Annotated in this window: 14 protein-coding genes; 5 read left to right on the top strand and 9 right to left on the bottom strand. The window is 73.7% G+C overall.

Translation table 11 applies throughout. The features are described from left to right. Window positions 1-34 precede the first annotated feature (34 nt). The 3 genes from ACIRBX_RS15335 to ACIRBX_RS15325 form a co-directional block, all read right to left on the bottom strand. A complete protein-coding gene (locus ACIRBX_RS15335; protein WP_402296859.1) occupies window positions 35-994 on the bottom strand; it encodes a hypothetical protein in 960 nt (319 codons plus the stop codon). 145 nt (window positions 995-1,139) lie between these two features. Further along, window positions 1,140-1,979 (bottom strand): MHYT domain-containing protein, encoded by an 840-nt coding sequence (locus ACIRBX_RS15330; RefSeq protein ID WP_402296857.1) that lies wholly within the window; start codon window positions 1,977-1,979, stop codon window positions 1,140-1,142. A 219-nt stretch (window positions 1,980-2,198) separates the two neighbouring features. Beyond that, the gene (locus ACIRBX_RS15325) at window positions 2,199-3,584 is read right to left on the bottom strand and encodes a cytochrome P450 (protein ID WP_402296855.1); all 1,386 of its coding nucleotides are present in this window, start codon (window positions 3,582-3,584) and stop codon (window positions 2,199-2,201) included. A 220-nt stretch (window positions 3,585-3,804) separates the two neighbouring features. On the opposite strand from ACIRBX_RS15325, the gene modA reads away from it, so the two are divergent. From modA to ACIRBX_RS15310, 3 genes are all read left to right on the top strand, one after another. After that, the gene (gene modA / locus ACIRBX_RS15320; RefSeq protein WP_402296853.1) at window positions 3,805-4,611 is read left to right on the top strand and encodes a molybdate ABC transporter substrate-binding protein; all 807 of its coding nucleotides are present in this window, start codon (window positions 3,805-3,807) and stop codon (window positions 4,609-4,611) included. 23 nt (window positions 4,612-4,634) lie between these two features. After that, window positions 4,635-5,453 carry an ABC transporter permease gene (locus ACIRBX_RS15315; RefSeq protein WP_402297618.1) on the top strand — a complete coding sequence of 273 codons (819 nt, stop codon included), beginning with the start codon at window positions 4,635-4,637 and terminating at the stop codon, window positions 5,451-5,453. Window positions 5,454-5,636: 183 nt separating this feature from the next. Then, a complete protein-coding gene (locus ACIRBX_RS15310; RefSeq protein WP_402296851.1) occupies window positions 5,637-6,710 on the top strand; it encodes an ABC transporter ATP-binding protein in 1,074 nt (357 codons plus the stop codon). On the opposite strand, the gene ACIRBX_RS15305 is transcribed toward ACIRBX_RS15310, so the two are convergent. Genes ACIRBX_RS15305 through ACIRBX_RS15295 form a run of 3 tightly spaced genes read right to left on the bottom strand, consistent with a single transcriptional unit; the run spans window position 6,711 to window position 9,700 of the window. Further along, window positions 6,711-7,796 carry a hypothetical protein gene (locus tag ACIRBX_RS15305; RefSeq protein ID WP_402296849.1) on the bottom strand — a complete coding sequence of 362 codons (1,086 nt, stop codon included), beginning with the start codon at window positions 7,794-7,796 and terminating at the stop codon, window positions 6,711-6,713. Between the two features lie 45 nt (window positions 7,797-7,841). Continuing rightward, the gene (locus tag ACIRBX_RS15300; RefSeq protein WP_402296847.1) at window positions 7,842-8,489 is read right to left on the bottom strand and encodes a response regulator; all 648 of its coding nucleotides are present in this window, start codon (window positions 8,487-8,489) and stop codon (window positions 7,842-7,844) included. Next, window positions 8,486-9,700, bottom strand: a complete 1,215-nt coding sequence (locus ACIRBX_RS15295; RefSeq protein WP_402296846.1) for a sensor histidine kinase — start codon at window positions 9,698-9,700, stop codon at window positions 8,486-8,488. Before ACIRBX_RS15295 ends, ACIRBX_RS15300 begins: the two co-directional genes overlap by 4 nt. Before the next feature lie 134 nt (window positions 9,701-9,834). On the opposite strand from ACIRBX_RS15295, the gene ACIRBX_RS15290 reads away from it, so the two are divergent. Both ACIRBX_RS15290 and ACIRBX_RS15285 read left to right on the top strand, forming a co-directional pair. Further along, window positions 9,835-10,743, top strand: a complete 909-nt coding sequence (locus tag ACIRBX_RS15290) for an ABC transporter ATP-binding protein (protein WP_402296844.1) — start codon at window positions 9,835-9,837, stop codon at window positions 10,741-10,743. After that, window positions 10,740-11,486, top strand: a complete 747-nt coding sequence (locus ACIRBX_RS15285) for an ABC transporter permease subunit (protein WP_402296842.1) — start codon at window positions 10,740-10,742, stop codon at window positions 11,484-11,486. Before ACIRBX_RS15290 ends, ACIRBX_RS15285 begins: the two co-directional genes overlap by 4 nt. A gap of 437 nt (window positions 11,487-11,923) precedes the next feature. On the opposite strand, the gene ACIRBX_RS15280 is transcribed toward ACIRBX_RS15285, so the two are convergent. Genes ACIRBX_RS15280 through ACIRBX_RS15270 form a run of 3 tightly spaced genes read right to left on the bottom strand, consistent with a single transcriptional unit; the run spans window position 11,924 to window position 13,628 of the window. Beyond that, entirely contained in the window at window positions 11,924-12,469 is a 546-nt protein-coding gene (locus ACIRBX_RS15280) for an NUDIX domain-containing protein (RefSeq protein WP_402296841.1), read from the bottom strand. Between the two features lie 59 nt (window positions 12,470-12,528). After that, the gene (locus ACIRBX_RS15275) at window positions 12,529-13,008 is read right to left on the bottom strand and encodes a Fic/DOC family protein (protein WP_402296839.1); all 480 of its coding nucleotides are present in this window, start codon (window positions 13,006-13,008) and stop codon (window positions 12,529-12,531) included. Further along, a complete protein-coding gene (locus ACIRBX_RS15270; protein WP_402296837.1) occupies window positions 13,005-13,628 on the bottom strand; it encodes an excisionase family DNA-binding protein in 624 nt (207 codons plus the stop codon). The genes ACIRBX_RS15275 and ACIRBX_RS15270 overlap by 4 nt, the downstream gene beginning before the upstream one ends. Window positions 13,629-13,715: the final 87 nt, after the last annotated feature.

Here is a 13,715-nt window from a genome sequence, read left to right as displayed (position 1 = left end):
CGACGGCGCCGCTCGGGGTCGGGGCGGGCACCGCTCAGGGGTCGTAGCGGGCACCGCTCAGTGCCCAGGACAGACCCGTGGCCGGGTCCTCCAGCGCGAGGTGCAGGAAGCGGAGCTCGTCGTCCGGCTCCTGCCAGGTGAAGCAGCGCAGCCGCGCGACCAGGGCGTTCACCTCAGGGACCGAGACGGTGTCGGCCCCGGTCATCGCGGCCAGCAGGCGCCAGAGCGCCAGCCGGCCCTCCGCACTGCCCTGCCAGGGCCGCTCGGTCGCGGCCTGGAGCAGCGCCGGGTAGACCGCGCCGAACGACACGTGGCCGCCGGTGACCCGGCGGGCGGTGGTGAGCTGGGCGGCGGCGGCCGGGCCCGGCCCCCGGACGCAGCGGGCGGTGACCCAGGGCACGGTGGTCGCCAGCAGACGGGTGGCGGCCAGGCCCATCACCTGCTCGCCGCGCTCCGGCAGCTCGACCGGGCCGAGGCCCTCCAGCCCGGCCGGCAGGGTGAGCAGGGCCCGCCGGGCACCGCCCTTGGGCAGGTACTCCCGGACCAGCGCATCGGGCTGACGGGCCGCCAGCTCCCAGGGCTCCAACGCCGGGGGCACCCCCTCCGGATCCGGCTCGGCGGCCGGGCCGAGCTGCTCACCGAGCAGGATCCGGGTGTGCCGCACCAGCCGCCGCACCGGCTCCGGGCCGAGCAACGGGGCCAGCCGCCGCCAGGTGTGACGAGTCGCCAGCACCTCCCAGAGCGGGCCGCTGTCGTGGTCCGCCGTGGTCGCGGTGGTCCCCGGACCACCGTCCGGGTCGAACAGCCGCGCCGCCAGCTCGGGCGGCGCCCCGTACGCGATCAGATGGCCCAGCGGGGCGGTCTCCGCCGCCCCCTGGGACTCGCCGCGCAGCGCGGCGCCGACGGCGCGGGACTCCCGGTAGAGCCCGAGCAGTTCGGGCCAGCGCTCCTCGTCGGCCAGGGTCCGCAGCGAGCGGCACTCGTAGGTGATCACATTTTCAGCGTACGGATCGTGACGGCCCGTCAAGGGAGGCGCGGCCGGGCGGAACGGTGGATGGAGCGGGCGTCCGACCGCCGGGCGGTGCTCCGGCCCCCGCTGTCCGGGGTGGCATGGCCGGAGCACCGCCCGGCACGCACCGTCAGCGGACGAGCCGGACCTCCTCGATCGCCCGCTGGCCCGCCTCGCGGCGGGCGGCGCGCTCCTGGGCGGGCGGCGAGAGCGCGACGGAGGCGGCGGTCAGGAAGAGGAGGGAGCCGAGCCCGGCCGCGAGCGGGACCACGAACCGCACCGGCTCGGCCACGCCCGCCCCGACCTCGCCCTGACCGACCCCGCTCCCGCCCCCGCTTTCGACCCCGCCCGCCCCGGTCCGGGAGTACTCCGGCCGGACCGCCGTCGTGGTGGCCGTCCCGGTGCCGTGCATCAGGCTCACCGCGACGCCCATCAGCAGCGCGGCGGCAGCCGCCGCGTAGCCGTTCCTCAGCGTGGTCGCGGCCCACAGCGCGGCGGTCGAGGCTCCGACGGCGAGCAGCACCGGGACCACGACCGCGCCCGGCTCGTGGCGGAGGTGGCCGGACGGCCGGACGGCGGCAGTACCGAGGTGGTGCACGGCGGCCACCCCGAGACCGGTGATCAGACCGCCGAGCAGCAGGGCGCGTCCCCGGTGCCGGCCGTGAGCGACCGTCAGGACCCCGAGGCCGGCCGCCAGGACGGCGACCGGCAGGCCGAGCGCGGCGTGCGGCAGCTGTCGACACAGCTCGGTGGTGTCCACGGTGAAGCCGAGCAGGGCGACGAGGTGCATGGTCCAGACGCCGGAGCCGAGCCCGACGGCGGCAGCGGCGAGCAGCCGGTGCCGCCGGGCGGCGGTGACGGCCAGGGCGCGCACGGCGCAGCGCAGGCCGAGAGCGGCGCCGACGCAGGCCGTCGCGTACGAGACGAGCGGGATCGGCCAGCCGAAGCCGACGTGGTGCAGGTGTGCCATCGAGCCCCCGTTCGATGAAGCGTCAGGCACCGGGTCGTCCTGCGGACGGGCCCCGGACCGGACCTTGGGCGCAGGACGCTATGCGGCATCGAGCGGGGGCATCGGACCATCCGGAAAACGGCCCGCCCGGGGGCCTGCGTGTGCTGAACTGGCGTGCGCCCCATGCGCTCTGTGCGCTCTGTGCACCGGGCGCACGCCCCGGGCTCGACCACCTTCCGCTCAGCGGCGCTTCAGTGTCAGCCGGACCGGGCCGGCCGCCTCCAGGGTGATGCCGTGGGTCAGCGCCACCTCGCGGTCCACCGCCGTCACCTCGAAGGCACGCAGCACCGCGGCCAGCCCGAGCACCGACTCCAGCATGGAGAAGTGCTGGCCGATGCAGGCCCGGGGGCCGCCGCCGAACGGGAACCAGGCGTACCGGTGCCGGGCGGCCTCGGCCTCCGGGGTGAACCGCTCGGGGTCGAAGCGCTCCGGGTCCTCCCAGTGCCCGAGATGCCGGTGGATGACGTACGGGGAGACCATCACGTTGGCCCCGGCCGGGATCACCGTGCCGCCGATCACGCTCTCCGCGACCGCCCGCCGCCCGATCACCGGGGCGGCCGGGAAGAGGCGCATCGCCTCCTTCAACACCATGGTCAGGTACGGCAGTTCGTTGTAGTCGGCAGCGGCCGGACGGCGGCCGTCACCGAGCAGGCCGTCCACCTCCGCGTGCACCCGGGCCTGCACCTCGGGGTGCTGCCCCAGCAGGTGCAGGGTGAAGGTGAGCGAGGTGGCGGTGGTCTCGTGCCCGGCCAGCAGGAAGATCAGCACCTGCTCGCGCAGCTCGGTGGCGTCCAGCCGCTCGCCGTCCTCGCCCCGGGCCGCGGCCAGCAGGCCGAGCAGGTCGTCGGACTCGGCCGCCGCACCGCCCCGGGCCGCGATGATCGCGTCGCAGACCCCGTAGAGCGCCCGCTCGGCGGCCATCGCCTCCCGGTTGGTCGGGGTCGGCCAGGTGCGCGGGATGCGGACGGGCTGGAAGCCCCGGGCGGTGACGTAGTGCGCCAGCACCGGGAAGTTGGTCCGCACCGGGTCCAGCGCGGTCTCCACGTCGGCGCCGAACAGGATCCGCGAGACCGCGCGCAGCGCGAACCGGGACATCTCGTCCACCGCGTCCACCGTCCCGGTCAGTCCGCCCCAGCGCTCGACCAGCGTCTCGGCCTCGACGCCGATCGCGTCGGCGTAGCCGTCCACCCGGCGCCGGGTGAAGAGCGGCTGGATCAGCCTCCGCTGGCGCTGGTAGTCGGCGTCCTGCGAGGTGAGCAGCCCGTTCCCGAAGCTGGACCGGATCTCCTCGTAGAAGCTGTTCTCCTTGCGGAAGTCCGCGGCCTGGCCGGCCAGCACCTGCTGGGCGCCGTCCGGCGAGTAGACCCCGTAGAACTCGGCCCGCAGCCCGGGCGGCCCGGCGGTGAACCGCACCACGTCCCCGTGCTCCCGGTGGCCGGCCAGATAGGTGCCCAGCGGGTCGCGCTTCAGGTCGAACATCGAGCCGAGCAGCGGCACGCCGGCCGGCCCCGGCGCCTGCGCCGCCCCGGTCGCCCCGGTCGTCTGATTCGTCTGCGTCGTCGGCAAAGGATCCCCCCAGTGTCGGAACGGTCGTCCGCCGACCACGCTAGCTGACGAACTGTCAGCCCAGACAGGGCGCACCCCGGCGCACGCGACGCCGCCTGTCACATCGCACATGCACCCCACGAAGAGCCCGGATACTGGCCCGTGCAATGAGACAGGCGACTTTCCCGCCGCAACTGCGGCACTATGATCCGGTCACCACACCATGAGGGGAATCGCTCACATGACCGTCACCGTCCGCCGCGCCGCCTTGGCTGCCACCGCCTTCGCCCTGGCCGCCGGGCTCACCGCGTGCAGCAGCTCCGGTTCCCCGACCGCCTCCCCCTCCGGCTCGGCCTCGGCCACCGGCCCCAAGCTCTCCGGCACCGTCACGGTCTTCGCCGCGGCCTCGCTCAAGGAGAGCTTCACCGAGCTGGGCAAGCGCTTCGAGGCCGCCTACCCGGGCGTCAAGGTCACCTTCAACTTCGGCGGCTCCTCCGCGCTGGCCACCTCGATCACCTCCGGCGCCCCGGCCGACGTGTTCGCCGCCGCCTCCACCAAGACCATGAAGACCGTCACGGACGCCAAGGCCGCCACCGACTCCAAGGTCTTCGTGCGCAACACCCTGGCCATCGCCGTGCCCAAGGGAAATCCGAAGAAGATCGCCGCCCTGAAGGACCTGGCCGGCGGCGACCTCAAGGTCGCGCTCTGCGCCAAGGAGGTCCCGTGCGGCGCCGCCGCCCTGGACGCCCTGAAGGCCGGCGGGGTCAACCTCACCCCCGTCACCCTGGAGCAGGACGTGAAGGGCGCGCTCACCAAGGTCGAGCTCGGCGAGGTGGACGCCTCCCTCGTGTACAAGACCGATGTGAAGGCCGACGCTGCCAAGATCGACGGCGTGGACTTCCCCGAGGCCGCGCAGGCCGTGAACGACTACCCGATCGCCGCGCTCACCAAGGCCCCCAACGCCGACGGTGCCGCCGCCTTCACCGCCTACGTCCAGTCGGCCGACGCCCGACGGTTGCTCACCGAGGCCGGTTTCCAGGCCCCGTGACGCTCGCTCAGCCCGGCCGCGAGGTGCCCGGCCGCACGACCCCCGGCCGCACCCGCCGCCATCGCCCACGGGCCCGGATCCCGTACGCCCTGCTGCTGCCGGCCCTGCTCGGCCTCACCTTCCTGGTGCTGCCGCTGCTCGGCCTGCTGATCCGGGCCCCGTGGAGCGACCTCCCCGAGCAGCTCACCAGCCCCGAGGTCTGGGAGGCGCTGCGGCTCTCGCTGTTCTGCGCCACCGCGGCGACGGTGGTCTCGCTCGTCCTCGGGGTGCCGCTCGCCTGGCTGCTGGCCCGGACGGACTTCCCCGGGCGGCGGCTGGTGCGGTCGCTGGTGACCCTGCCACTGGTGCTGCCGCCGGTGGTCGGCGGTGTGGCCCTGCTGCTGGTGCTCGGGCGGAACGGGATCGTCGGGCGGTACCTGGACGCCTGGTTCGGCATCACCCTGCCGTTCCACACCGCCGGGGTGGTGCTGGCCGAGGCGTTCGTCGCGATGCCGTTCCTGGTGATCAGCGTCGAGGGCGCGCTGCGGGCCGCCGACCCGCGCTACGAGGAGGCCGCCGCCACCCTCGGTGCCTCCCGGCTGACCGCCTTCCGCCGCGTCACCCTCCCGCTGATCGCCCCAGGCGTCGCGGCCGGCGCCGTGCTGGCCTGGGCCCGCGCGCTCGGCGAGTTCGGCGCCACCATCACCTTCGCGGGCAACTTCCCCGGCAAGACCCAGACCATGCCGCTCGCCGTCTACCTGGCCATGGAGTCCGAACCGGCGGCGGCCATCGCGCTCAGCCTGGTGCTGCTCGCGGTGTCGATCGCGGTACTCGCCGGGCTGCGCGGACGGTGGATGTCGTGAGGCCGCGCACGGGCGCGGGGGCACCCCGCCGCAGGGCGCGGCGAATCGCGTGCCGGCGAACGGCACCGCAGGCGACCGGCACCCCCGTCCCGACCCCACCCCGATCGGCCCGCCGACTCGCGCCCGTCCGGCGGAGCCGCGCATCAGCAGAGCGCCGCACCCCCGGCGCCACGGAGCGTTCCCTTGTCCCTTGATGCCCGTCTGATCGTCGAGCGCGCCCCCCGGGAGGGCCGGGCCGGGTTCCGGCTGGACCTCGAACTGGCCGCCGCCCCCGGCGAGGTGGTCGCCCTGCTCGGCCCCAACGGCGCCGGGAAGTCCACCGCGCTGCGCGCCCTCGCCGGGCTGCTGCCGCTGACGGACGGTCACCTCACCCTGGACGGGGCCGAACTGGAGACGCCCGCCAAGGGGGTGCACACCCCCGCCGAGGCCCGTCCGGTCGGCGTGGTCTTCCAGGACTACCTGCTCTTCCCGCACCTCTCCGCGCTGGACAACGTCGCCTTCGGCCTCCGCTGCCAGGGCCTGGGCCGCCGGGCCGCCCGCGAGGCCGCCCTCCCGTGGCTGGAGCGGATGGGGCTGGCCGAGCACGTCCAGGCCCGCCCGGCCGGGCTCTCCGGTGGCCAGGCCCAGCGCGTCGCACTGGCCCGCGCGCTGGCCGTGCACCCCCGACTGCTCCTGCTGGACGAGCCGCTGGCCGCCCTGGACGCCCGGACCCGCCTCGACGTCCGGGCCCAACTCCGGCGCCACCTGGCCGAGTTCGAGGCAGTGGCGGTGCTGGTCACCCACGACCCGCTGGACGCGATGGTGCTGGCCGACCGGCTGGTGGTGGTGGAGGAGGGGCGCGAGGTGCAGTCCGGCCCGCCGGCCGAGATCGCCCGACGGCCCCGCACCGACTACATCGCCCGGCTGGTCGGGCTCAACCTCTACCAGGGGTCGGCGGACGGACACACCGTCACCCTCCCCGACGGCGGCCCGGTCCTCACCACCAGCGAGGACCTGAACGGCCCGGCCTTCGTGGCCTTCCCGCCCTCCGCCGTGGAACTGCACCGCTCCCGCCCGGACTCCAGTGCCCGCAACGTCTGGCCGGTGCGGGTGACCGGCCTCGACCTGCACGGCGACCAGGTCCGGGTGGACCTGACCGGGCCGCTCGACCTCGCCGCCGACCTCACTCCGGCGGCCACCGCCGAACTCGACCTGGCTCCCGGCAGCACGGTCTGGGCCACCGTCAAGGCGACCCAGACCCACGCCTACCCGGCCTGATCAGCGCCTCCGCAGCCGCCGCCCGGCCACCACCAACCCGGCTCCCGCCAGCCCGAGCACCAGCGCCCCGGCCGCCGGCCGCTCCCACCCCACGGCCGCACCGGTCTCGGGCAGGCTCCCGCCGCCGTCCGGCGGGACGGGCACCGGCGGGGCACTGCTCCGCGTCGGGCTCGGCGTCGGCGTCCGCGTGGGCGTAGGGCTCGGGGTGGGCGTGGGGGTGGGGGTCACGGTCGGGCTGGGCGTGGGCGTCGGGGTCGGGGTGGGAGTCGGCGTGGGTGTCGGCGTGGGAGTTGGGGTCGGCGTGGGAGTGGGCGTCGGGGTCGGCGTGGTGTTGTCCTTGCAGTGCGCGTGCACCTCGCCCAGCCGCATCGTGGTGATGTCGCCCTGGTACACCTGGGCCCCACCCGTGTCGTTCAGCACCCCGCTGACCTCGATGTCCAGCCACGCCTCCGCGTCGTAGTCCCGGCTCTGGGCCGGCGGGACCTGATGCGGCGTCACCACCACGGTGAGCATGCTCGGTCCGACGCCGGGCGCGCCGAAGTCGGCCCCGGTGACCGCCAGCTGCGTCGTGCCGACCCCGACCCGCTGCCCCAGCACGGTGATCTGGGCACCGTCCGTCCGGTTGTAGGCCAGCGCGTACGGCCCGACCGGCGGCGGCACGCACTCCGCGTACGAGTCGATCGACGCCACCCCGCTGCCGCCCGGGGCCACCCGGATGCTCACCAGCGGCTTGGCGTTGTGGATCATCTCCAGGTCGGTGAGCTGCGCCTGCCCGTAGATCTTGCTCTCGGCGGCGTCGGTCCGGCTGACCTGGGTGGCGATGGTGAGCTTGGCGAGCACCCCGTCCGGATCGGAGAAGTCACCGTTGTCGGTGTCCCCGAACGCGACGCTGTCGGCCGTGCCGTAGGTGCCGCTGAAGGCGGTCATCCCGATCGGATCCACCTTCTGCTGGGTCAGCTTCACCAGCTCAGCGGTGGCCAGCGCGTTCGGGGCCACCGCCCTCGGCCCGACCGCCATCGAGGGCACCATGGCCAACGTCCCGAGCGCCACAGCCGTACAACCCGCCACTGCGAACCGTCGTGTCATGGGGCCAGACATACCATCTCAAAACGCCCGCACCCGGGCGACGCGCTACCTCGGCACGAACCCCGACTCGTACGCCACGATCACCGCCTGCGTGCGGTCCCGCGCGCCGAGCTTTCCGAGCACGCTGCTCACGTGCGTCTTGACCGTCTGCACCCCGAGGAAGAGCCGCTCGGCGATCTCGCCGTTCGAGAGCCCCTGGGCCACCAGCCGCAGCACCTCCGCCTCACGCTCCGTCAGCCCGGCCCGGGCCATCGCCTCCGCCGCCGGCCGGTTCGCCCGCTCCCCCGCCAGCCGGCGGATCGCGGCCGGGAAGAGCAGCGACTCGCCCGCCGCCACCAGCCGTACCGCGTGCGCGATCTCGGCCGGCCGGGAGCGCTTGAGCAGGAAGCCGTCGGCCCCGGCGCGCAGCGCCTCGTAGACGTAGTCGTCGTTCTCGAAGGTGGTGACCACCAGCACCTTCGGGGCACTCGCCCCGCCCGCCGCCAGGATCGCCCGGGTCGCGCTCAGCCCGTCCACCTCCGGCATCCGGACGTCCATCAGCACCACGTGCGGCCGGAGCGTCCGGGCCAGCACCATGGCCTCCGCGCCGTCCGCCGCCTCGCCGATCACCCGCAGGTCGCCCTGCGCCTCCAGCACGGCCCGCAGCCCGGCCCGGACCAGCTCCTCGTCGTCCACCAGCAGGATGTCGATCATGCCGACAACCGTAGCGGGAGCCGCACCGAGAGCACCCACTCCGCCCCTTCCCAGCCGGCCGAGGACTCGCCGCCCAGCAGGGTGGCCCGCTCCCGGATGCCGCGCAGGCCCTTGCCGCCGCCCCGCCGCGAACCACCCTCCGACGCACGGCCGTTGGTGCTGCGGATGAGCAAGTCCCCTTCCTCCACGGCGAGTCGGACGGTGATCGGCTGCCCGGGCGCGTACTTGAGGGCGTTGGTGACGGCCTCCTGGACGATCCGGTAGGACTCACGGGAGAGCACCCCCGGCAGCGCCCCGGCCGTCACCGCGACCACCGCCCGCACCGGGCTGCCGGCCGCCCGGGCGGTCTCGAACAGCCCGGCCAGCTGCTCCACCCCCGGCTGCTCCACCGCCGTGCCGTCCGCGCTGTCCCGGAGCAGCACCAGGGTGCGCTCCAGGTCGTCCATCGCCCGCCGGCCGGTCTCCTCGATCACCTCCAGCGCCTTCGCCACGAAGGCCGGGTCCCCCACCTCCCGGGCCGCGCCGGCCTGGAGCACCGTCACGGTGAGCGCGTGCCCGATCGAGTCGTGCAGCTCCCGGGCCAGCCGGTTGCGTTCCAGCAGCCGCTCGGCCCGCTGCTCCGCCTCGACCAGCCGCTCGGCTGGTGACGGCCCCAACAGCCGCACCGCCATCGCCAGTTGGAGCCTCCCGGCGAGGGCGGCGACCAGCACGACCAGCAGCAGCACCAGCGCCACCACCGGCAGGTAGGCCAACGGCGGTACCTCCCTGGGCAGTTCCAGCCCGAACGGCTCCGGGTGCCGCCCGGTCACCACGTACGAGACCGTGGAGACGCACCCGGCCACCCCGAACAGCGAGACGTAGCCCACCGGCAGGCCCAGCGCCGTCCGCCCCAGCAGCCAGGCCGCCGTCCGCCGCCGGTCGGTCCAGCCCACCGAGGAGGCGGTGCCGATCTCCTCCTCCCGCTCCGGCACCAGCAGCAGCCTGGCCTGCACGCCCTCGGCCCGCCGGACGGCCGGGATCAGCGCGATCAGCACCAGCAGCGCCGAGACCGTCGCGGCCCACTTGGCCATCAGTTCGAGCACCCCGACCCCGGGCTCGATCCCGGGATAGACGAACAGCACCACCCCCGCGAAGATCATGCCGATGATCAGGTGCAGCCAGCGGGCATAGGTGGCGGGCGCGAGCAGCGGCGCGAAGATCGTCGTGAGCACCCGCCCATGGTGCCAGCCGCACTGCCCTCCCCGGCTCCCTCCCGGGAGGGAGGCCGTCCCCTCCCCGGCGGGATCCGCCCACCGCCCGCCACCGCTGGAATGGACCACGTCAACCACTCCCACAGGAGGCGAACGTGATCCAGGTCCAGGGCCTGAGCAAGAGCTACGGGCAGACCCGCGCCGTGGACGACCTCTCCTTCGAGGTCCGGCCCGGCTCGGTCACCGGCTTCCTCGGCCCGAACGGCTCCGGCAAGACCACCACCATGCGGATGCTGCTCGGCCTCGACCGCCCGACCGCCGGCCGGGCCCTGGTCGACGGCCGTCCGTACGCCGAACTCGCCGCCCCGCTCCGCACCTTGGGCGCCCTGCTGGACGCCAACGCGGTGCACGGTGGCCGCACCGCCCGGGGCCACCTGCTCTGCCTCTCCCGCAGCAACGGGCTGCCGGACCGGCGGGTGGCCGAGGTCCTCGACCAGGTCGGGCTGGCCGAGGTGGCCGGGCGCCGGGTGCGCGGCTTCTCCCTCGGCATGCGGCAACGGCTCGGTGTCGCCGCCGCCCTGCTCGGCGACCCGCCCGCCCTGCTGCTGGACGAGCCCGTCAACGGTCTGGACCCGGAGGGCATCCGGTGGATCCGCACCCTGCTGCGCGGCCTGGCCGCCGAGGGCCGCGCCGTCCTGGTCTCCTCGCACCTGATGACCGAGATGGCCCTGACGGCGGATCACCTGGTGGTGATCGGCCGGGGCCGGCTGCTGGCCGACTCCACCCTGGACGACTTCATCGCCGAGCACGGCCGCCCCCGCCTGCGGGTGCGGGCCGTCGACCCGGAGAAGCTGGACCGCCTGATGGCCGACACCTCCCTCACCGCGTCCCCGGCCGGGGACGGCGCCTGGGAGGTCGCCGGGGTGACCGGCGAGGAGTTCGCCCGCTACGCCGCCTCGCACGGGGTGGTGCTCTACGAGATCGCGAGCCGTCAGGACTCGCTGGAGGAGGCCTTCATGCGGATGACCGCGGACAGCGTCGAGTACCGGGCGGTGGCGGCATGAGCACCGTCCTCCCCGACGCTCCGGTCCTGCGCTCCGAGTGGACCAAGCTCACCACCCTGATCTCCCAGTGGTCCACCCCCGTCCTCTCGGTGGCCCTGAGCGTGGGCATCACCTTCCTGGTGAACTTCCACTACTCCGACGACGGCTCGCTCACCGAGGACAAGGGCGTCGGCATCTTCTACGGCTTCAACTTCGGCCAGGTGCCGCTGGCCTGCCTCGGCATCCTGCTGATCGGCCAGGAGTACAACTCCGGCACCATCCGCGCCTCCCTCACCGCCGTCCCGCACCGCAGCCGCCTCTACGCCGCCAAGGCCCTGCTCGGTGCCGGCCTCGGCCTCCTGGTCGGCCTGCTCACCACCGGCGGCTCCATGCTGGTGGTCGCCAACACCACCGGCCTCGACCTCTCCGCCCCCGGCATGCTCCGCACCGCCGTGGCCGGCGTCCTCTACTGCCCGATGCTGGTGCTGATCTGCTTCGCCGTCACCGCCTGCTTCCGCAACCTCAGCGCCGCCCTCGGCCTGCTCACCCCCCTGGTCTTCTTCGGCACCACCGCCCTGGCCGCCATCCCGGGCGTCCGGGCCGTCGCCCAGTACCTCCCGGACCGGGCCGGCCAGTACGCCTGGAAGCAGCAGCCCGACCCGCACATCGCCTTCGGCCACTGGACCGGCCTGCTCCTGATGGCCGCCTGGACGGTCACCCTGCTCTGGCTCGGCCACCGCTCCCTGACCCGCAAGGACGTCTGACGCCCTTCACCGCATCGCCCCCCGTGGGCTCTGCGGGGGGGATCGCCTCCCGGTGCCCGACGGGTGGGGCGGCAGCACCGTCCTCGCCCGTAGGGTCGCGCCTCGATGAGCACCGGCCCCGGTGGGAACGTGAGGTTCCATGCTTGACGGGCACTCGTTCCGTCGGGGTCGGGTGAGCAATCGGCACCCTCCGAGCACTTTGGCGGCACCTGTGCGTAGGGACGGCGCCGGGTAGGTGGCGGGCTCCGCAGCGACGGTGCCGAATCGGATGCGCAAGCGCCGTACCTCGCATGGAGCCCGAGCCGGTGCGGTGGCCACCTCTCCGTCTGATCACCTGACATGACACAGCATCAGGTCGGATCGGCCGGTCCGTGGACTCGCCTTTCGGGTGAGTCCACGGACCGGCACCCAGGCGGATCGCCGCAGGCGATTCGGGGTCAGATCCAGGTGTAGTTCTGATCGGTGATCGGCTCCAGCTCGAACGTGTGCACCGGGGCGGTGGGCGCGTCGAGTTCGGCGATCTGCTTGCCGATCGGCGGGAAGAGCGGGAGGCCGTCGACCTTGCGGTAGTCGTGCCACTCGATCGTGCCGACCTCGTGGCTGCCGTCGGGGAGCTCGTCGAACTCCTGGACGGCGAGCCGGGCGCGGACCTCGGGGGTGACGTGGAGGCGGTAGATCAGGTGGAACTTGCGGGGCGGCGGGGTCGGGCCGGGCCGGGTGATCCGGGCGTCCGCCATCCAGATCAACTCCGGCTCGGCGGACGCCTGGTCGCGCCTGAGGCCGAGCTCCTCCTCGAGCTCGCGCAGGACGGCCTCGCGGTAGTCCTCGCCGTCCTCCACGTTGCCGCCGATGGTGGTGTAGTGCACGGAGTCGGTCCGGTCCCGTCGCAGCAGCGCGACGTCGTCGCCACAGAAGACCAGGCCGGTGACGCGGACCTTGATCCTGCTGAACGGCTCGGGCGTCGTCGCTTCGGTGGTGCTCATCGAGGTGATCTCCTTGGCGGGATGGGGTTGCGCCGGAGGGTTCCATCGGGCCTCCCGGCTCAACAGCCGGGAGGAGTCGGCGCGGTGTACCCGGCTTCGCCGGCGAGTTGGGCGAGGAACGCACGCTGGGTGCGGCCGTTGCCTTCCCGGAAGGGGTGAATGGCGTTCACGTCGCCGTACGGGTCGGCGAGAGCACGGACGAACGCCGGGCGGTCCAAGCCTTGCAGGTGGTGGTTGTCGGCCAGCCTGCGGAACACGTCCTCAGCGAACGAGACGATGTGGATCGACGGGCAGAATGACGTGCCCTTGGAGATCTCGATGGTGCGCAACTCCCCGGCCCACGGGTACACACTCCCGAAGATCTGCTGGTGAAAAGCCTGCAGGTGCGCGAGGTCGTAGTTGCCGGGCAACGGCTCGGCGTCGAGGATGGTGAGCTCCACCGCGGCAATGTCCGCTTCGGCCCCGGAGAGCTCGGCTGCGTCGGTGATGCCGAGACTGTTCCGGAGGACTCCGGTGGGCTCGCTGTACGGATCGATCACTCAGCAGCCTTGCGGGTGTAGCGCGCGAGGGTGCGGGCGCGCACGGCTGCGGCGTCGAGCTCTCCCCGTGCGTAGGAGTCAAGGTCGGAGGTGGTGTCCGCGCTGACACGCAGCCCCTCGGCCTCGGTGGAGCCGATGGCGGAGGCGACTGCCTGGCGGCGGCGCCGGACCGACTCGCTCCGCTCGCGTCGCTCGTACTCCTCCAGGGACTCGACGTTCACACGGCGGTGCGTACCAACCATCCGGAAGTCGATCGCACCCTTGTCGAGAAGCTTGACCAGATGCGGCCGGGAGACGCCGAGGGCCTTCGCCGCCTGGATGGTGGAGAGCTCCGCACTCCTGGCGACCACCTCGACCGAGCTGCCCGAGGCCATGAGCGCGATGGTCTCCGCCAGGACCGCCAGGGCTTCACGCGGCACCTCTATGGCGCCCTTGCCCGCTTCGGCGACGGTCACGTGGAACGTCGCGGCGCTGCTCGTCAGAGCATCGCGGAGGCGAGGGACGGCCTCCTCCGCGGTACGCCTGACCTCGTGGGCCGAGGGCGCCGCACCACCGGCGGTGACGCGCTTCACCTGCTTGACCCGCTTGACCGATTTCTGATCCTGCTGCGTCGCGGGCATCAGTGCGTCCCCAGCTTCGAGAGAGGTGCCATCCGACCTCAACCATATGCAGCAAGTGCATCAGATGCAATATGTGCAACTGCTGAG

The sequence above is a fragment of the Kitasatospora sp. NPDC096147 genome, assembly GCF_044763225.1.
Taxonomy (GTDB): Bacteria; Actinomycetota; Actinomycetes; order Streptomycetales; family Streptomycetaceae; genus Kitasatospora.
This window is presented reverse-complemented; position numbering and strand designations above follow the sequence as displayed.